This is a genomic window from Xenorhabdus griffiniae (assembly GCF_015163655.1).
Classification (GTDB): Bacteria; Pseudomonadota; Gammaproteobacteria; order Enterobacterales; family Enterobacteriaceae; genus Xenorhabdus; species Xenorhabdus griffiniae.
This window is the reverse complement of the sequence record NZ_JADEUF010000013.1, coordinates 1-20,686: the sequence shown is the minus strand read 5'-3', so window position 1 is coordinate 20,686 and position 20,686 is coordinate 1. Positions and strand designations below refer to the sequence as shown.

General features: G+C 42.9%; 16 protein-coding genes. 6 read left to right on the top strand and 10 right to left on the bottom strand.

The genetic code is table 11. The features are described 5' to 3' along the window. Positions 1-174: 174 nt before the first annotated feature. Positions 175-1,521, bottom strand: a complete 1,347-nt coding sequence (locus tag IQ211_RS03875; RefSeq protein ID WP_189759051.1) for an NCS2 family permease — start codon at positions 1,519-1,521, stop codon at positions 175-177. A 663-nt stretch (positions 1,522-2,184) separates the two neighbouring features. Here IQ211_RS03875 and glk point away from each other — a divergent pair. Then, entirely contained in the window at positions 2,185-3,153 is a 969-nt protein-coding gene (gene glk / locus IQ211_RS03870; protein WP_189759052.1) for a glucokinase, read from the top strand. Between the two features lie 208 nt (positions 3,154-3,361). Next, on the top strand, positions 3,362-4,144 hold the full coding sequence (locus IQ211_RS03865; RefSeq protein WP_189759053.1) for an aminoglycoside adenylyltransferase family protein: 783 nt from the start codon (positions 3,362-3,364) through the stop codon (positions 4,142-4,144). Positions 4,145-4,253: 109 nt separating this feature from the next. Here the strand turns inward: IQ211_RS03865 and IQ211_RS03860 are convergent, their stop codons facing one another. Beyond that, complete coding sequence (locus IQ211_RS03860) at positions 4,254-4,769, bottom strand: single-stranded DNA-binding protein (RefSeq protein ID WP_189759054.1); 516 nt, start codon at positions 4,767-4,769, stop codon at positions 4,254-4,256. Positions 4,770-5,019: 250 nt separating this feature from the next. On the opposite strand from IQ211_RS03860, the gene uvrA reads away from it, so the two are divergent. The 3 genes from uvrA (at position 5,020) to IQ211_RS03845 (ending at position 9,437) form a co-directional block, all read left to right on the top strand. Then, positions 5,020-7,857: an excinuclease ABC subunit UvrA gene (uvrA, locus tag IQ211_RS03855; RefSeq protein ID WP_189759055.1), complete on the top strand. Its 2,838-nt coding sequence runs from the start codon at positions 5,020-5,022 to the stop codon at positions 7,855-7,857. Between the two features lie 842 nt (positions 7,858-8,699). Beyond that, a complete protein-coding gene (locus tag IQ211_RS03850; RefSeq protein WP_189759056.1) occupies positions 8,700-8,858 on the top strand; it encodes a DUF5993 family protein in 159 nt (52 codons plus the stop codon). Positions 8,859-8,870: 12 nt separating this feature from the next. Continuing rightward, the gene (locus tag IQ211_RS03845; RefSeq protein ID WP_189759057.1) at positions 8,871-9,437 is read left to right on the top strand and encodes a disulfide bond formation protein B; all 567 of its coding nucleotides are present in this window, start codon (positions 8,871-8,873) and stop codon (positions 9,435-9,437) included. Positions 9,438-9,559: 122 nt separating this feature from the next. Here IQ211_RS03845 and IQ211_RS03840 read toward each other — a convergent pair whose 3' ends face one another. The 5 genes from IQ211_RS03840 to dnaB all read right to left on the bottom strand — a co-directional run bounded on the left by IQ211_RS03840 (position 9,560) and on the right by dnaB (position 15,672). After that, positions 9,560-10,687, bottom strand: coding sequence for an AAA family ATPase (locus tag IQ211_RS03840; protein ID WP_189759058.1), 1,128 nt, complete (start codon positions 10,685-10,687; stop codon positions 9,560-9,562). Then, positions 10,671-11,387, bottom strand: a complete 717-nt coding sequence (locus IQ211_RS03835) for an RNA ligase family protein (protein ID WP_189759059.1) — start codon at positions 11,385-11,387, stop codon at positions 10,671-10,673. Before IQ211_RS03835 ends, IQ211_RS03840 begins: the two co-directional genes overlap by 17 nt. 432 nt (positions 11,388-11,819) lie before the next feature. Continuing rightward, positions 11,820-13,013 carry an amino acid aminotransferase gene (locus tag IQ211_RS03830; RefSeq protein ID WP_189759060.1) on the bottom strand — a complete coding sequence of 398 codons (1,194 nt, stop codon included), beginning with the start codon at positions 13,011-13,013 and terminating at the stop codon, positions 11,820-11,822. Between the two features lie 68 nt (positions 13,014-13,081). Continuing rightward, positions 13,082-14,161, bottom strand: a complete 1,080-nt coding sequence (gene alr, locus IQ211_RS03825) for an alanine racemase (RefSeq protein WP_189759061.1) — start codon at positions 14,159-14,161, stop codon at positions 13,082-13,084. 101 nt (positions 14,162-14,262) lie between these two features. Beyond that, positions 14,263-15,672, bottom strand: coding sequence for a replicative DNA helicase (gene dnaB / locus IQ211_RS03820; protein WP_189759062.1), 1,410 nt, complete (start codon positions 15,670-15,672; stop codon positions 14,263-14,265). 284 nt (positions 15,673-15,956) lie between these two features. Here dnaB and IQ211_RS03815 point away from each other — a divergent pair, with 284 nt between their 5' ends. Continuing rightward, the gene (locus IQ211_RS03815; protein WP_189759063.1) at positions 15,957-16,940 is read left to right on the top strand and encodes a quinone oxidoreductase; all 984 of its coding nucleotides are present in this window, start codon (positions 15,957-15,959) and stop codon (positions 16,938-16,940) included. A gap of 25 nt (positions 16,941-16,965) precedes the next feature. On the opposite strand, the gene dusA is transcribed toward IQ211_RS03815, so the two are convergent. The 3 genes from dusA to IQ211_RS03800 form a co-directional block, all read right to left on the bottom strand. Continuing rightward, positions 16,966-17,940, bottom strand: coding sequence for a tRNA dihydrouridine(20/20a) synthase DusA (gene dusA / locus IQ211_RS03810; RefSeq protein WP_189759064.1), 975 nt, complete (start codon positions 17,938-17,940; stop codon positions 16,966-16,968). A gap of 191 nt (positions 17,941-18,131) precedes the next feature. Continuing rightward, a complete protein-coding gene (locus tag IQ211_RS03805) occupies positions 18,132-19,145 on the bottom strand; it encodes a PDDEXK family nuclease (protein ID WP_189759065.1) in 1,014 nt (337 codons plus the stop codon). Positions 19,146-19,207: 62 nt separating this feature from the next. Beyond that, on the bottom strand, positions 19,208-20,269 hold the full coding sequence (locus IQ211_RS03800) for a DUF1266 domain-containing protein (protein WP_282885525.1): 1,062 nt from the start codon (positions 20,267-20,269) through the stop codon (positions 19,208-19,210). Positions 20,270-20,686 lie beyond the last annotated feature (417 nt).

Here is a 20,686-nt window from a genome sequence, read left to right as displayed (position 1 = left end):
AAAGCAATCACATTGTGAATCAATGTTTATTGATTCATTTTTCTATTTTATGCTTATTAGCTTGAGTGTGTTGGAAAATTAACGCATTTTAGAATATATCTGGCGGTCACAATATGATTAACCGTGGAATGGAAGGGATGCGCAACGCCTTGTCGTTTACGCATCCTATTTTAATTAGATAGCCCAATTGCCGGCATAAAAGACCACTAATACAATGGCAAGTATAACCGTACCAATATTCAATTTACGCCATTCACCCGAAAAAATACGCCCAACAACCAGTGTACTGAAACCCAGCATAATGCCTGTGACGATATTACAAGTCAGCACAATAAATACAGCACACAGTAAACCTGACATTGCATCAACAAAATCATCAAAATTCAGCTTTCGCACATTGCTCAGCATCAGTAATCCGACATACATCAAGGCAGGAGCCGTAGCATAGCCGGGAACTAAATACGACAGCGGGGATAGGAATAAAATCAACAGGAATAAAATACCGACAATGGAAGCTGTTAAACCCGTCTTACCTCCAGCAGCGGTTCCTGCGGCAGACTCAATATAAACCGCTGCGGGAGAAGAGCCGATAATCCCAGCAAAAATACTACTGACAGAATCGGCTGTCAGCGCCTTGCCGCCATTGATAATCTGGCCTCTCTTATCCAATAAATTAGCTTGCCCCGCCACAGCCCGGATCGTACCCGTTGCATCAAATATAGCTGTCATGACCAGAGCCAAAACACTGGGTAATACAATAGGCTGTAAAGCGCCCATAATATCCATACTGAACATCAGGGACAGACCATCTTCCCCCAATGTAGGAAATTTAAAGAATCCTTGATATTTAACGGCCGGATCAAAAATTAAGCCGATAATAGAAATTACGATAATCATCAGCAAGATACCGCCCGGCACCTTCTTGCGTTCCAGACCGATAATACCCGCCAGCCCCAATAACGTCATCACCACGGGAAATGACGTCAATGAACCAAAGGACACAGGCAAGCCAGCGTTTGGGTTCTTTACCACCAGACCTACGCCATTGGCTGCAATCAACAATAAAAACAAACCGATGCCAATACCCGTTCCATGTGCAATACCCATTGGCATATTACGCAAAATCCACGCTCGCACGCCCGTTACTGAAATTAACGTAAACAAACATCCCATCAGGAAAACCGCACCGAGGGCCACGGGAATGCTGACCTGTTGCCCTAATACCAGGCTAAATGCGGTAAACGCTGTCAACGAGATCGCACAACCAATCGCCATTGGCAAATTAACCCACAACCCCATCAATAACGAACCGATACCGGTCACTAAACAAACAGAAATAAACACGGCAGTATGAGGAAATCCGGCTTGCCCAAGCATCCCTGGTACCACAATAACGGAATAGACCATCGCCAAAAATGTCGTTAATCCAGCGAGAACTTCCTGACGTATTGTCGATCCGCGTTCAGTAATCTTAAAATACCTATCGAGTTTGCATTGAGTTGGTGCCTGCATACCAGACATGTTTTTCCCCTGCTTCTGTTAACTATATCGCTTTAAAAGTTCTCTCCCTATTTCTTCACCTCTTCAAACGAAAACGATTACGCCACAAGATAATAAAAATCAGCGCTGCATCATTGGCTCAACCATTCGTTTGCGCAATCGTTTGGCCTACTGGATAAAGAAACAATGAGAAAATTTGAAGCCAACGATTATCCAGTGAATCAGGGATAAGAATCAAGCAATAATCACATCGAAGGTGATAAAACTCATACTCTGTATTCTGTATATTTACAGGGTTATTGGTTAACAAAGATGTTTTGCTTTCCGAAGCCGAATCGCAGGCCAAATTTACCGTGATAATCCATCTGCTCAAGCGATAACGTGGGCATCAAAACAACATGGTGATAAGGCAATCATGCTATTCGGTGATCGGCTTAAAGAAAATCAACTGTCAGTCTCTATTGAATCACAGCCACTCTGGTCTTCTAACTCAGTTATCAAAGCCGTAGATTTGCTGGCAGATGAAATGGGCCTTATAACCTATAATAATCAAGATATTATCTGATTCCCTCACCATATCGACACATTTTTATGCGGCCTTTAAGCCTGACCTTGTGTAAAATCCCCTCAATTCGACTTTTGACTGCTTCATTAGGATTTCTGTAAGAATTAAGGAGATAAACCATGACAACTTATGCCCTGGTAGGTGATATCGGCGGTACAAATGCACGTCTGGCATTATGTGATGTAGATACCGGGCAATTGAGCGCGGTCGAATTCTATCCCTGTGCACATTATGAATCGCTTGAGATTGTTATCCGCCAATATTTGAAACAGCAGAATTGTGAAGTCAAATATGGCAGTATCGCTATTGCCTGTCCGGTGACGGATGATGTAATCAGCATGACTAACCACAGTTGGCGTTTTTCTGTTAGCCAAATGAAAGCCTCTTTGGGATGGGAACGTTTTGAGGTGATTAACGATTTTACCGCCGTTTCCCTCGCCATTCCGGTTCTGGGAACAGATGATGCAATTCAGATTGGTGGAAAGCAACCTCAAACTAAACGCCCTATTGCGGTTTATGGTGCAGGGACTGGATTAGGAGTCGCGCATCTTGTTCACACAGGCAGCCAATGGATGAGCTTACCTGGTGAAGGTGGTCACGTAGAGTTCGCGCCAGATAGTGCGGAAGAAGATCATATGCTAAGCGTACTGCGCGAAGAATATGGGCATGTCTCCGCTGAACGAGTCCTTTCCGGCCCTGGTTTAGTGAATATTTATCGTTCCCTGATGAAACTCAACGGGCAAGTCGCCGAAGATCTTACCCCTCGCGAAGTTTCTGACCGTGCACTGAATGGAAATTGCTCTATCTGCAAACAAGCGTTAGAACTCTTCTGTACCGCGTTAGGACGTTTTGGTGGGAATTTAGCGCTGAATATGGGTGCATTTGGCGGTGTTTACATTGCAGGTGGGATCGTCCCACGTTTCTTTGATTTCTTCCAAAAATCAGGTTTCCGACAAGGATTTGAAAACAAAGGCAGATTTACGGACTATTTAAAAGATATTCCCGTGTATCTGATTACTCATGACAACCCGGGGTTATTAGGCGCAGGATCTTATATTCGCCAATTGCTGGGTAAAGCGATTGGTTAAATAGAACCAAGATATTTATATATACGCATTAAACTTCAAGTTGCAATTTACAACATGATATGAAATCTGATTTCTCCCCGCTTTGCGGGGGAGAAATTACACTCATCTTGAAGTGAGATTGGTATATGCTCATGCTGTTTGTTTGCTTTGCTGGTGATAATTTTGAGCAATATTATTTAGCATGAATATTTTATGAGTGAGCTAATTAATGACTATTCCTTCCGAAGCAAAGCAAGCATTGTTTATCGTTCAGAAGCGATTAGCCGAATCGCTGGTCGCGGTCTACCTTCATGGTTCGGCTGCGGTTGGTGGTCTTCGCCCCCGCAGCGATGTAGATTTGCTCGTGGTTATTGACCAACCGATGACATCTGAGGTTCGGACATCTCTCGTTGCCGATTTAATGATGATATCAGGCCGATATCCTTTTGATCCTGATGGGCGTCGCCCTATTGAACTGATTGTTTTCTTGGTCGCCGATCTCAGTGCATCGTTTTATCCTGCCCGAAGTGAATTTATTTACGGCGAGTGGCTACGCCATGAATATGAGGTGGGAAATATTCCCAAGTCGGTTTGTGATCCAGAACTTACCTTAGTGTTGGCTCAAGCACGGCAGGAAGCAATACCGCTGCTCGGCCCCAACACAAGCAGTCTTCTAGCCGCTATTCCAAGTTCGGACATTCATCGGGCTATTAAGGATGTCCTGCCGAATTTAATTGAGACGCTACAGGGAGATGAACGTAATGTCCTTCTAACGCTGGCGCGTATGTGGCGGACATTAGTGACGGGAGAGTTTGTTTCTAAGGATGTTGCTGCCGATTGGGCGGCTGCGCGTCTTCCTGCCACACAGGCCGCAGTCTTAGCCGATGTGCGGGAAACCTATTTGAAAGGACATGAAGAAGATTGGCAAAATCGCCAGCAAGAACTTCAAATTACGGTAAGTTCGCTGCACGATTGTGTGCTAACAAATCTAAGTGTGAAACTTAAGACTTGATCTGACAATTATCGAAACAAAAAACAATTGCCAGATCAAAGTTAAACGACTACAGATCGCAAAATCTGTGACTGGTCCTGACCAGAATCAAGCTACTTTTTCAATTCACTCAGAAAGGAATGTCGTCATCGAAATCCATCGGCGGCTCATTGCTCTGTGGCATAGGCGACTGCGCTGGACGAGATGGAGCACCGCCACTGAATTGCTGAGAGGCTTGTGGCTGTTGTGGTTGCCCCCAACCGCCTTGCGCTGGCGCATCCTGTGCTGCACCACTACGGCTACCCAGCATCTGCATTACCCCACCGACAGGATTCACGACAATTTCCGTGGTATAACGGTCTTGGCCGTTCTGATCCTGCCATTTACGAGTCTGCAAAGAACCTTCAATATAAACCTGAGAACCTTTGCGCAAATATTCACCGGCGACTTCGGCTAATTTGCCGAAAAACACGACACGATGCCATTCGGTTTTCTCTCTCATCTCACCGGTTTGTTTATCACGCCAGCTCTCAGACGTTGCCAGGGTAATGTTGGTCACTGCACCGCCATTCGGCATATAGCGAACTTCTGGGTCCTGTCCCAAATTACCCACTAAAATAACTTTGTTTATGCCTCTGCTGGCCATTGGGAATACTCCTGATGAAATGAATTTTGCTAAAAACGGATTTCTCTAATTATAAGCAATGTAGTTTACCATGCGAGGGATAAGTTTAAACAGAGAGCCGTTATATTATACTTTGCGAAGCGCATCGTACTTTACATTGTCATGGTGACAGCATGATTGCCCGTTAAATACTGTATATCCATTCAGCAATGTTTGTGCAATAATAACGCGTTTGTGAGTTTTGCTCTATCAATAATCTGGGAAGTGGTATATGGATAACATCGAAGTTCGGGGCGCCCGCACCCATAATCTTAAGAATATCAATTTAATAATTCCCCGTGACAAGCTGATAGTCATTACTGGGCTATCGGGTTCCGGTAAGTCATCTTTGGCTTTCGATACTCTGTATGCGGAAGGGCAACGTCGCTATGTTGAATCCCTCTCTGCGTATGCGCGCCAGTTTTTGTCACTGATGGAAAAACCGGATGTCGATCATATTGAAGGGCTATCCCCGGCCATTTCCATTGAGCAAAAGTCTACTTCCCATAACCCACGTTCTACGGTCGGCACGATAACTGAAATTCACGATTATCTCCGTCTGCTATTTGCGCGAGTGGGTGAACCACGTTGCCCTGAGCATGATATCACGCTGGCGGCACAAACAATCAGCCAGATGGTAGATAATGTCTTGGCACTACCAGAAGGCCAACGCCTGATGTTACTGGCTCCTGTCGTCAAAGAACGTAAAGGCGAACATACCAAGCTGCTGGATAATCTCGCTGCACAAGGCTATATCCGCGCCCGTATTGATGGCGAAGTGTGTGACCTTTCCGATCCACCAAAACTCGAATTACAGAAAAAACATACCATTGAAGTCGTCATTGACCGCTTTAAAGTGCGTGCTGATCTCGCCCAGCGATTAGCGGAATCATTCGAAACTGCATTAGAACTTTCCGGTGGTACTGCCGTCATTGCCAATATGGATGATACACAGGCCGAAGAACTGATCTTCTCCGCCAATTTTGCTTGTCCAATCTGTGGCTATAGTATGAGCGAGTTAGAACCTCGCTTGTTTTCCTTCAACAATCCCGCAGGGGCTTGCCCTACTTGTGATGGATTAGGGGTTCAGCAATTTTTTGATCCCGAACGCGTTGTCCAAAATGAAGGTATCTCCCTTGCCGGAGGTGCGATCCGTGGTTGGGATCGCCGTAACTTCTATTACTTTCAGATGCTAAGATCACTGGCAGAACATTACAAATTCGATATCGAAACACCGTTTAATCAGTTAAGCCCAACCATTCAGAAAGTGGTTTTATACGGTTCCGGTAAAGAATCCATCGAATTTAAATACACCAATGATCGTGGTGATGTGACTGTTCGCCACCATCCGTTCGAAGGTGTTCTGCACAATATGGAACGCCGCTATAAAGAGACGGAATCCACCGCCGTACGGGAAGAGTTAGCAAAATATATCAGCAACCGATCTTGCGTTTCCTGCGATGGAACACGACTACGTAAGGAAGCGCGTTATGTCTTTATTGAAGATACTACGCTGCCACAAATTTCGGATTTCAGCATCGGTCATGCGATGGCGTTTTTCCAAAATATCAAGCTGAGTGGACAACGCGCCCAAATTGCCGAAAAAGTCCTGAAAGAGATCCGTGATCGCCTGAAATTCTTGGTTAATGTTGGATTAAATTACCTGACGCTCTCCCGTTCAGCAGAAACGCTTTCCGGTGGGGAAGCTCAGCGTATCCGTTTGGCGAGCCAGATTGGTGCAGGGCTCGTCGGTGTGATGTATGTGCTGGATGAGCCTTCCATTGGCCTGCATCAGAGGGATAATGAGCGTTTGCTGGAAACCTTACTTCACCTGCGCAATTTGGGTAACACGGTTATCGTTGTCGAACATGACGAAGATGCCATCCGTGCGGCTGACCATATTATTGACATCGGGCCGGGTGCGGGTGTACATGGCGGCGAGATTGTTGCCGAAGGAACGATTACCGCTATCATGGCAAGCCCAAAATCACTCACAGGAAAATTCCTCAGTGGTGAACGTCAAATTGCTATTCCAGAGCAGCGCGTGTCTGTTAATCCAGATAAGATGCTGAAATTGATTGGCGCAAAAGGCAATAACCTGAAAAAGGTGACATTAAATCTCCCCGTCGGCCTGTTCACTTGTATCACAGGCGTTTCTGGTTCCGGTAAATCAACGTTGATCAACGATACGTTATTTCCTATTGCACAGCGTCAGTTAAACGGAGCAACAAATATTAGTCCTGCCCCTTATATTGATATCCAGGGTCTTGAGCATTTTGATAAGGTGATCGATATAGACCAAAGCCCGATTGGCAGAACCCCACGTTCAAATCCTGCCACTTATACGGGTATATTTACGCCTGTCAGAGAGTTATTCTCAGGCGTTCCTGAATCCCGTACCCGTGGCTATACACCGGGGCGTTTCAGTTTCAACGTTAAAGGTGGACGTTGTGAAGCTTGTCAGGGCGATGGCGTAATTAAAGTTGAGATGCATTTCTTACCTGATGTTTATGTGCCTTGCGATCAATGTAAGGGCAAGCGTTACAATCGAGAAACGCTGGAAATCAAATATAAGGGCAAGAATATTAATGAAGTGCTGAATATGACCATCGAAGAGGCTCGTGAGTTTTTTGACGCAGTCCCTGCGCTTTCCCGCAAGTTGCAAACTTTGATAGATGTCGGCCTTTCCTATATTCGCCTGGGGCAATCCGCAACAACACTTTCTGGCGGGGAAGCGCAGCGGGTAAAACTGGCACGGGAATTGTCTAAACGGGGTACAGGCCAGACACTGTATATCCTTGACGAGCCAACAACCGGCCTGCATTTTGCGGATATTCAGCAACTATTATCCGTTCTGCATCAATTGCGGGATCAAGGAAATACAATTGTCGTCATCGAACATAATCTGGATGTAATCAAAACGGCTGACTGGATTGTCGATCTTGGCCCTGAAGGTGGTAGCGGCGGTGGTGAAATATTGGTTTCAGGAACACCCGAAGAAGTTATTCAATGTGAAAAATCTCATACTGCTCGTTTTTTGAAGCCATTAATTCAATATAAGTTAGGATAATATTACTATTTTGATGCTATTATCTCCTTGGGAGGAGATTGAAATTTAGTCACATCATCCAGTTTTTTCCCCGCTACCATGTGCGGGGATAAACCAACAGAATGTTTATCTTTATGGTGAGAAACCAAATGTTCCCCGTGTAAACGGGGATAAGATTTGTGGCCTTTCTTCTAATTCAAGAATAATAAAGACAGACTGTTTCTCTTTGTTGTTAAAAGATTTAACAAATATATTATATAATTATTTTAATGTTTAACCATACTGTCTAATAGCGCTAAAAATCATATTGAGGTGAAATTTCCGATGACAAAAAAATATATCTCACACTTTCAAAGAAATCGCCACAAAAAATTAAAAATAACATTTAAAATCATGGAGATAAATATTAAAATTCACGTTATACAGTTAAAAAATGAGGAGAAACAACTAAATAGGAAGATAATTCAATTAACAAATTATTGGTAGTCCCAAGACTTAACTAATTACATTATAATTTCAATCTGAGCCTATCATGATAATGAACTAAAATTGAAAGAAATTTATGTTAAATTATTCCTTATATTTATTATTTAATGAACACTCAACACAGTCTTCTACAAAATTGAAATTTTCCTAGCTATTTATTACGTTTATTCCTGAAAATAAGTTCATTTTTCACTCAAAAACCAGCTTCCTATAAGACAAAAGGATGAATAAAAAAGGATGAATAAATAACCGATCAAAATAATTTTTTGGTGATCTCATAATGTATTGTTGATCTAATATTATTAATACTCACATTGCCGAAGCATTAGTGCCATAATGGCATAACATATGCTTAAAATTTATAATGGAGATTAAACATGTATATGTTTTTACCGTTCTTAATTGCGCTAATTATCATCGTCACAGTTGTTACCGATAAGAAAAAGCTGACGTATACCCTGTGGTTTGCTTTATTCATCATCACGGTATTTTGGTTTAAATATCATGCAACTGATGCATTGAACCTTTCTTTCTAATCGGAGGCCGTAATGAATAATACAATGTCAGCACCGCGTAATATTAATCTTGCAATGGCCTTAAATATTCTGGGGCTGTTCGGTATTAGTGTGGTTTTGATCGTCGCGTTTTATTATCAATTAGCACGCTTTGAACTTCCCTGCCCGTTATGTTTATTGCAGCGAGCAGGCATTATCATGATTGGTTTTGGCTTTTTGTTTAATCTTTATTTCGGCATAAAAAATGCCCATTATAGCCTTTCACTGCTTGGCTGTATTATAACTGGTTTCATTGCCATGCGTCAGGTGTCTCTCCATATCATGCCGGGCGATACGGGGTATGGTTCAGCTTTCTTCGGTCTGCATTTTTATACCTGGGCTGCCATTCTATCTATTCTGACTATTATTGCCATCGCCGCTATCATGCCCCTGAAAGCAGGCAATGTTGATTCAGCAAGATACACACCACCAACTTCAGGCAAAATTGTCATGGGCTTATTCGCATTTTTGATTGCAGCTAATCTGGTTTCCACCCTATTAGAGTGTGGTGGCGGACAATGTGATGATAACCCAACGTTCTATCAGTTATTGCAAAAGTAATCTTTATTTATATTGAAACTATTAAAACAGAAGGCTGCATAATTCCAGCAACCTTCTGTTTTTACAACGGAATGTTTTTAAGCCGGTTTTTTCACCAAAATCCCCAGCAACATATTTGGCAGTTATCGATTTAACATCTCCGAATCAACGAAATAACCGACTTCATGCGCCTCTTCAGGTGTCGGCACCTCTAACTTACCCAGCATCCGATCCATCACCTTATCCGGTACTGCATATTGACGATCCCTGTTCTGTCGACGCCAGCGTTGATAGTCTTGTTCAATATAAACAAGCCTGACTCTGGCTCCATAACTCACAAACAAGTTGATCAGTTGCTGGCGCATCTGTCTTGTCAAATTTGTGGCATTCCAAATAAAATCTTGCCTGCTACGCAATTTATCTTTGGCCTGCTGCTTTGCTTGCTGTACAACCCAACCATTGGCTTTCTTATCTTCTGGGCTAATTTGATGATCACGACGAATCGTATCCAGACTAATCACGGGCATACCTTGACCATGCCGCTGGATAAAATGGTCTTTGCCCATACCCGGTAATCCACACAACAAAGTTACCTGACTGCCATAATTATCATAAGGCTGATAATTAGGTTGTTCACTCTCCGTAGAAAAGTAATGGAAACAGGCATCGCTGGAAGAAAATCCCCGTGGCTCCCTCCAGCAGCCTTGCTCACGACAGTAAAGTTCAAATAATTCAATACGTCCCAGTAATTCCTGTGCATCATGGCAGATGCGCCCCAATACATCTGCTTTTGCCAATAAGGCCAGTAAATAAGTATCGACACGCAATGATGCTGCCAATAATGCCTTTTGTGGGTTAGGTTTTTCCATTAACCACAATGGTAAGCCGTGAAAACGTACAAGTGCAGCTATTTGTTCCCGTATTGCAAATGGGGTTGGTATTTGCTGAAACAAAATTTGCCTGGTTGTTAACTCTCCCTTGCGCGCATGTCCCGGAGAAATAATGCGCCCATCCCAATCTACCCGCGTCGTATTACGTTTTTCTACATCGTGTAACAATGCTGCCGCCCAAAGAATTTCCTGTTCTTCTGGAACCAATAATGAATATTCAGGCAATTGCTCCAATGCAGCCAATACCATTTGAGTGTGGATCGCAACATCACCTTCGGCATGATGAATAGGATCTTGTTGAACCCCCGCCATATCAGCGATAAAAGAGAAAGTTGAAGATAAATAATCCCATGATTTATGGTGGCTAAATACCCAATCCATTCCCTTTCTCCTTTTGCTCGAAATATAAAGGTGCCCTTTGCCAGTTCCGCTTCCAATGAATATCCGTCTTGACGTGATTCTTTCGTACATATTTAAAAACATGATGCGGAAAATCAGTCACCAAATATTCACCAGCGTCTCGACTGACAATGCCTTCCATTGAGCATGGCTTCCCGGTTTGTGTATCCCACGAAGAAAAACAACTCCTCTGCTTTGCCGTTTCAATCATATTTTGCATAAATGCAGATTCATTCTGTATTTCAGGAAAGTTGATTTCAGGCACTGTCGGAAAATCAAATAATTCCGCATAAAATTTGACTTCTTCCCAACTGAGCCAGCAATCTTTAATACGCACTGCAAACACAAAGAAATATTCTTCAATATGAAGATATTCAATGGAGTGAATGGCGTAAAGATTTTCACCAAAGATCTCAATATCACCTAAATCATCTTTAATTAACTGCCAACGCTGACGAATTTGTTGTGTCCATGCCGATTGTGTTGGTGCAACATGTGAACGGGAAAATACACCATAGCGATTCAAACAATTGTTCTCACCATCCAATTTTTCGGTATGAATAAGCTGCTTAATTTTTTTCATATCGTGCCACCAATGATGATTAATACGATCATCACTGGTCGTGCCTGGCGAGAACGGGTAATGGAACGTTCTACCGTACTTTCTTGATTGCATATCCATAATACTTTGACTCTTTTGATAATTATTCCAATAAAAACAATAGTGCTTTTACAGATTAATGTTCATCTGAATAACCGATGAAAGAGCTCAAGAGTTAGTATTACATTTTCTTTATTTCCATTCAGTTAACCTTTTCATAGGAAAAAGTTAAGTTAAATATTCGATTAGGTTTTTGATATTGAAGTCAAAGGAGAGTATTGAATTTTCAGGCAGTTACTGTATATGAATCTGTCATAAATTGACACAACGAACAGGTTTAGACCACAAATAACCAACAAACATCTTCTATTTTTGGCTACAGTAGGCATAACTATAATATGGCACACCACTTTAACTCATTATACGAGATATTCTATAAAGCCGCTCAGTGAACGGCTTGGAATGGTTATCAATCGTTTTTCTAATTTTCTTGGCGGCAAACAATAAAAATTATTAACTCACCGCAGCAAACGCTTCTGCAATGCGTTGCACGTTATGATGATTCACGCCAGCCATACAAACACGGCCAGAACCGACCAAATAAACGCCAAATTCTTCACGTAATCTATCCACTTGTGTCTGACTGAATCCGGTATAACTGAACATTCCACGCTGTTGCAGTAAATGGTCAAAGTTTTTTTCTGGTAGTGCTTGTTGCAGGGCATTGACCAATACTGTCCGCATTTCCAGAATACGCAAACGCATCCGTTCAACTTCGTCCAACCACTGGTTTTTTAATTCAGGGTGACTCAATACTCTGGCTACAATCTGCGCACCAAAATTTGGTGGGCTGGAGTAAATACGACGCACCGTCGCTTTCAATTGTCCCAAGACATGTTCAGCCGCTTTTACATCGTCACAGATAACTGATAATCCACCAACACGCTCACCATACAATGAGAAAATTTTCGAAAATGAGTTGCTGACCAGGCAAGGCAACCCCGCATTGGCCATTGCGCGGATAGCGTAGGCATCTTCCTTCATACCATCGGCAAATCCCTGATAAGCGATATCAAGGAAAGGCAGCAATCCCCGCTCTTTAGTCACCTGAACCACCTGATCCCATTGGTCATTGGTGAGATCGGAACCTGTTGGATTATGGCAACAAGGATGCATCAAAATAATACTTTTTGCCGGCAATTGCTTGAATGTTGCCAGCATTTCGTCAAACTTTACCCCTTTGGTTTTATCATCAAAATAAGGGTAATAGTTCACTTTGATGCCTGCTCCGGCAAAAATAGTGGCATGGTTTTCCCACGTCGGATCACTGCACCATACTTCAGAAGCAGGAAAATAACGATGTAAAAAATCAGCCCCTACTTTTAATGCGCCTGAACCACCCAGTGTTTGGATCGTGGCAATACGTTGTTGGCTTAATAATGGGTGATCTTTGCCAAACAGTAATTCCTGAATGGCTGTGCGATAGGCAAACAACCCTTCCATTGGGAGGTAAAGGGAAGCAGACTGTGGCAAGGCGTTTATTTGTTTTTCAGCAGTTGCAACAGCCTGTAATTTTGGCGTTATACCCTGTTCATCGTAATACAACCCGATGCTGAGATTTATTTTTTCTGCGCGGGGATCGTTTTTGAATTCTTCCATTAACGACAGGATAGGATCGCCCGCATACGCATCAACATTCTGGAACATTACGTTATACTCCCTGCTATTGAATTATTTATTAAAAGTGCAATAACAGACAATATAACTTACCCGGATTATTCGTCTAGATATTCCATCGCAACACGTGAAGTCAGTTTCGTAATTAGCTCATAAGCGCTGATCCCCGAATGCGCTGCAATTTTTTCAACGGGCAGGGCATTCCCCCAAAGGATAACTTCATCTCCAACTTTATCCTGGCATGTTGGTCCCAAATCCACAGTAATCATATCCATAGATACACGGCCAACAAGTGGCACTTCTCGACCATTAATAAATACTGGCGTACCGACAGGTGCACTGCGGGGATAGCCATCACCATATCCCATTGCTACAACGCCAAGATAGGTGTCTTGTTCACTGCTCCACGTACCTCCATATCCTACTGCTTCACCCGCTTTGTGTTTACGGACGGCGATTAAGCTGGATTTAAGTGTCATGGCAGGGAGTAAATTAAAATCGGCAGCGGTCTTATCTGCCATCGGCGAAGCACCATACATCATGATGCCGGGACGAACCCAGTCCAAATGCGCCTTTGGCCATAATAAGATCCCCCCTGATGCAGAAATGGATTTTTCGCCAGATTTATCCCCAATAAATGCCATAAAACGCTCAATTTGTTGCTGAGTCGTTTCAACTGTGGGTTCATCTGCACGGCTAAAATGGCTAATGATATTAACGGGTTGCTCAACATGACGACAGCGGCTGAGACGTTGATAAAATGCGTCTGCTTCATCGATCCTGACTCCCAGACGATGCATACCTGTATCGAGTTTCATCCACACTTTAATGGGATGGGATAAATCCGCCTGTTCCAATGCTTCAAGCTGTTCAATGCTATGCACCACAGTTTCAATATGATTGACGACTAAAACGGGGAGATCTGCCGCTTCAAAAAAACCTTCTAATAGCAAGATTGGCTTGACGATCCCACCACTGCGCAAAGCCAGCGCTTCCCCAATACGGGCAACACCGAAACAATCAGCATCTTCCATTGTGTAAGCAGTTTCTAATAAACCATGTCCATAGGCGTTTGCTTTCACAACTGCAATTAACTTACTGTCAGGAGCTTGTACTCTCACCTGTTGCAGATTGTGTCGCAGAGCGCGGCGGTCGATAACAGCAGTTGCCGCTTTCATTCCATCCCCTTTTATCATTTTTCAGTCAGGTTTGATAATAACAGCCTATCTTCGATATTGATGATTGAAGCTATTTGAACACGAACGATAGGCACTTGGATTTATTCGTCACTGTAACTTGGTCCAGCATAATTATCGAATCGTGACCATTGGCCATTAAATGTCAGCCTTACTGTGCCGATAGGGCCGTTACGCTGTTTACCAAGAATAATTTCTGCCACGCCTTTCAGTTCACTATTATCGTGATAAACCTCGTCACGATAGATAAACATGATCAAGTCAGCATCCTGTTCGATAGAACCTGATTCACGCAGATCGGAGTTAACCGGACGCTTATCGGCTCGCTGTTCCAAGCTACGGTTAAGCTGGGAGAGTGCAACAACCGGCACTTGAAGCTCTTTTGCCAATGCTTTTAATGAGCGGGATATTTCCGCAATCTCCAGCGTTCGGTTGTCAGATAATGAAGGTACTCGCATCAATTGCAGGTAGTCGATCATAATCAAACTGAGTCCACCGTGTTCGCGGAAAATACGTCGCGCACGGGAACGCACTTCTGTTGGCGTCAAACCAGATGAGTCATCGATATACATATTGCGTTTTTCCAGCAAGATCCCCATCGTACTGGAAATGCGCGCCCAATCCTCATCATCAAGTTGACCGGTACGAATACGTGTTTGGTCTACGCGGGACAGGGAGGCTAGCATACGCATCATGATCTGGTTGCCGGGCATCTCAAGGCTGAAAATTAAGACAGGCTTATCCTGCATCATGGCCGCGTTTTCACACAGGTTCATCGCAAAAGTCGTTTTACCCATTGAAGGACGCGCCGCCACGATGATTAAATCTGATTTTTGCAATCCTGCAGTTTTTTTATCCAGATCTTGGTAACCGGTAGAAACGCCTGTTACGCCATCATGTGGGCGCTGATAGAGCTGTTCAATCCGTTCAACGGTTTCTTCCAGGATCTGTTCAATGCCTTTCGGACCTTCATCTTTATTTGCCCGATTTTCTGCGATCTGGAATACTCGTGATTCTGCCAAATCCAACAGTTCTTCGCTGGTTCGTCCTTGTGGATCATAGCCTGCATCGGCAATTTCATTGGCTACCGCGATCATATCGCGTACTACTGCACGTTCGCGGACAATATCGGCGTAAGCATTGATATTCGCCGCGCTTGGGGTATTTTTCGACAATTCAGCAAGATAGGCAAACCCACCGACATTATCGAGTTCGCCATTCTGTTCAAGAGATTCCGATAACGTGATCAGGTCGATAGGTTTGCCCGTTTCGAGCAAACGCTGCATTTCAGCGAAAATACGTCTGTGTGGTCGGCTAAAAAAGTCATTGCTAGTAACCCGTTCGGATACATTATCCCAACGTTCATTATCCAGCATCAAACCGCCTAACACGGATTGCTCTGCTTCCAAAGAGTGTGGTGGAAGTTTCAGCCCTTCCACTTGGCGATCTTTTGGTTCAGCCATACTGTTGTTAGTTGGTTTTTTTCCAGCCATGTATACCGCATCAATCCACTAAACAAAAAACGAAATAGGGTATCAGTATACGCCATGAAAACAGCCTTGAGTAATTATATATATACCAATCTAATTTCAAGATGCGTGTGATTTCTCCCCGCAAATCGGGGGAAATCCGGTTTCATATCGTGTTGTAAATTGCAACTTGAAGTTTAATGCGTATAGTCTGTAATGATTTCAGATACATTAACGTTATTTGCAGTTATTTCATTGCAAACGTGCGAAGCTGTTCCCAGTATTTCTAATATAATGAGAGCGTTACCATGGCAAAACACATCGAATTATCCGCCACTGGCGGCCCAGAAGTACTCCGATATTGTGAATTTACACCTGCTGACCTTGCTCCCGATGAAGTACAAGTCGAAAACAAAGCTATCGGTATTAATTATATTGATACCTACATACGCAGTGGGTTATATCCACCAGCTAGCCTGCCTTGTGGCCTGGGAACGGAAGCCGCAGGCATTGTCACGAAAGTTGGCTCCAGTGTGACATCAATTAAAGTCGGTGATCGTGTGGCTTATGCTCAGTCAGCCTTAGGTGCTTACAGTGAAATACACAACGTTCCTGAAAGCAAAGTCGCGCTGTTACCGAATGAAATTTCGTTCGAACAAGCGGCTGCATCATTTTTAAAAGGACTGACTGTTTACTATCTGTTCAATTTAACTCATAAGCTCCAGACAGGCGAAACAATTCTATTTCATGCTGCCGCCGGTGGTGTTGGTTTGATTGCCTGCCAATGGGCAAAAGCACTGGGTGCGAAATTGATTGGTACAGTAGGCTCAGACGAAAAAGCGGCACTCGCCAAGGCAGCAGGGGCATGGCAAACCATCAACTATCGTCGCGAAAATATTGCAGAACGTGTCTTGGCCATTACTGGCGGGGAAAAAGTTGGTGTCGTATACGATTCTGTTGGCAAAGAAACTTGGCTGGATTCACTGGATTGCCTGAAACGACAAGGCTTGATGGTCAGTTTCGGTAACGCTTCAGGCCCCGTAACTGGCGTTAATTTGGGTATCCTCAATCAGAAAGGTTCACTGTTCCTCACCCGCCCTTCCCTTAATGGCTATATCACTACTCGCGAAGAGTTAGCTGAAGCCAGCAAAACATTATTTGCTTTAATTGCCAGCGGCAAAATTAATGTGGATGTACCAGAAAACCAGAAATTTCCACTGAGAGAAGCAGTAAGAGCACACCAGACGCTGGAAAACCGCGCAACCCACGGTTCCAGCTTATTAATTCCATAATTTCAGACAAAACTTCTGAGCGGATTTACATCCGCTCCGTCACCATTTCCAACGCTTGTTCAACAACCATAATATCAGCGCCCGACTTATGGGCGTTTTCACTTAAATGGCGACGCCACTGACGTGCCCCAGGGATCCCCTGGAAAATGCCTAAAATATGGCGGGTGATATGTCCTAAATAAGTGCCTTTAGACAGCTCTTGTTCGATATAAGGATAAAGCGCTTTAACGGCCTCAACCGTATTGGTCACTGGAACTGTTTGGTCAAACAATTCACGATCCACATGTGCCAGAATGGATGGATTTTGGTAGGCTTCTCGTCCAACCATCACACCATCCATATACTGTAAATGCTGTTTGGCTTCTTCCAACGATTTAATGCCGCCATTAATTGAAAGCGTCAGTTGAGGAAAATCCCGTTTCAATTGATAGACTCGCGGGTAATCCAAAGGTGGAATTTCACGGTTTTCTTTCGGGCTTAAACCCGACAGCCACGCTTTACGTGCATGGATAATAAAATTATCGCAATCGCTGTTTTTCACGACAATATCTATGAAATCACACAAAAACTCGTAGCTATCCTGTTCATCAATTCCGATGCGAGTTTTAACGGTAACAGGAATATCCACGACATCCTGCATTGCCTTAATACAATCAGCTACCAGCACTGATTCTCCCATCAGGCAAGCACCGAAACGCCCATTCTGCACACGATCAGAAGGACAACCCACATTCAGATTGATCTCATCATAGCCTCTTTCCTGTGCGATCCTGGCACATTGCGCTAATGCCTGTGGATCACTTCCCCCCAATTGCAGTGCGACTGGATGTTCTTGCTCGTTATAGGCCAGATAATCCCCTTTGCCATGAATAATCGCCCCCGTTGTAACCATTTCCGTGTAAAGCAGCGCTTCCTTGCTTAATAAACGATGAAAGTAACGGCAATGGCGGTCAGTCCAGTCTAACATGGGCGCAACGGAAAAGCGGGATGATGGGTGCATATCACAAACCTCGTTTAAAAATCAAAAAGATAGCGCCGATATCGCCACTTTGTATTCTGGTTCATTTCGGCTTATTCAGCCATTAGGAAATATTAATGGGGGGAGCACAAACTCCCCTAAATTATCCAAGGCGGGCGATTATACAGAGCGAAAAGGATCGCTTCAAACTCAACCAAAAATGAATACTTGAATTAGCTCCATTTAAAGCGTAGTGACGAGAATTTCTCATGGATTTCATCAATAAATCGAGTTGTGCTAGAAAGGCTCCAATTTCTAGCGATGTAATACTCCTCACCTTGATAAGCAAACTCAGGCTCTAACTGTGTACGATACTTTTTGTATTTGTCTTCAGTTCCTTTAATTTCTTCATATTTTTTCAGCAACTGAAACGAACAAGTTTTATTATTTCGGAGATAGTGAAAACCAGACTCATCAATTAATTTATGCTCTTCAAGTGCCTTAACTGTATAAAAACCAATATCTGACTTACGGAAACCTTGCTGGTAAAGAATTCCATTAACATACAGATTAAGTGATGAGTGATCTTTTTCATTGCTCACAACTCTCTTTTCCCGATTTTTATGGCGTACCTCTATCTGGTAATCTACCGCTTCGGGAAGAGGAATAATTTGCTCAACATTCAATAAAAGTTTTTCATTGACTCGAAAAGGTTGAAGACGAACACAAGTTATATCCAGCCCTATATCATTCAGCCATAAAACCGATGTTGTGATCTCTTTAGAAAAACTAAAAGCAGCTAAAACGATACGCGTTTCTTTGGCAAAATCATTATGTTGCGGAGAGTCCCAAGCCAGAAAATCCAACAACGAACTTTCAGCATCAATATCCTGTCCCATTCGACTCAAAAATTCTCGGTAGGCACTAACAGCCTGCTCCCACGTTAGATTTGAAACCATGGCGGCGTACCGAATCGCCTGAAGTTCCATATGACCACCGTCGTCATCCCGCTTAAGCTCTATGACGACGAGATTGGCAGACTTATCGATACCAAGTAAATCAACGCGGCGATTAGAGCCAACAAAATGACTATATTCTTCTGCAATCACTAATGTATCTGGGCTAATAGCTCCAATTTGTGATTTTAAAAGACGCTGAATGTCTTGTCGTTCCTTTAGCTTCTCTGCCTCAAATGAAGTCATTTTAACTTCTATTAACGTATCCTGTGTTAATTCATATATTGCCATGTTTGTACTTATATTACTTTTTTGTCATTGTCCCTTGGTGCCATATAGTATACATCAGGCTGTTAGTGCAAAACGCGGATTTCAGTATGGCTATATTCCTCATCCATGACTTCGTCGTCGTCGAGTGGATCTTCCATTTGTTGATCGCGTAACATAGAATTGACCACATCAGCAAAACCCTCTTTCATATATTGCTCCATAAAGATACCTTTCGGGTTTGGCCAGGGTAATTGAGCCATCGGCCAGTCACAATGTTCCTTGTAAAACAAAAACGCTTTCAGGCGTCCTTTCGTTGTGTCAAAATCCCGACTCCAATAGGCATTACCTAACCGATAATTCGTATAGAATTCATCGAAGCTGCCAAAAATTTCATAAACATAATCAGCTGTTTTTAGTATATTTTTCCACGCCGTTTCTTCACTAATATAGCCCGCCGCAAAACAATTTCGGCTCAAAACAATCGCGCGCCAGAGATCGAATCCCCAAAGTAAAGCGGGCGGGCGTCCATTAATTGAGCGAGAACATTGCTGTACATATTCTTCTGGCTCTTCAATTAAACTGCCAAGTATCTTAAACATTTCGCCATCAGTAAAAACCGCATCAACTGCAAAACGTTCTGAGTGTATTCCTGCCCATAAATCATGCACTACTTTCCAATAATCTTTTTCATTAAGTATTCCCCAATCTGTGTAGACTTGGGACTGATGAGGCTCTGCATCAGATAAGGGCAAGATACGGTATTGGTAATTATCGTGAGAAACTCGGCTTTTTAAAGGGTAATGTTCTAATGTTTCTGTCCAAAAACCCTCGTAATAACAGTTAACGATATGCAAACGCAATGCCTGACGCTTTTCTTCCGGTAAAACAGAATACTTTGCCTGTAAGTAATAACGTTTTTGTTCGGTAATAGGGAGATTTTTGATACGTTGGAAAGTATAAGTGGAGAGATATATACCAAGTAAGCTCAAGCCAATCATACTAGCCCAAAGTATATATCCCTTTGAAGGTACGTTATTAGCATCAAAGATCAGTATCGTTATTCCGACCGATAATACCCCTAAAAAAAGTGTCACAATCCAAAGAGCACTTAAGCCAATTACCTGAATAGGCTTGAGAAATGCCACGCCTCTTCTTTCCTTGAGGATATTTTTGATTATCCTAAAACCATTAACAGGAAATCTTCTATTATTCGGGTGGTTTTGCAATAATTCTTTCATTTTTAGTCCATGAATTAAGTAAGATGTATTTATACGCATTAAACTTCAAGTTGCAATTTACAACACGATATGGAACCTGATTTCCCCCGCTTCGTGGGGAGAAATCACACGCATCTTGCAGTTAGATTGCTATAGAATTTTTTAATGTTGAGATCTCTTTCTTCCCTAAGTGGAACTATTAGAATAAACAGATTTTATTATTAAACATCTCTAATAAGTCCTCAAGAGAAATTAACTGCAAATTGGTGACCATAGCCTGCTAATAATGTATTAATTTCATCTTCCATGGTCTCCTGAGTCCAGGTAATAAAACGTTGCCAATGG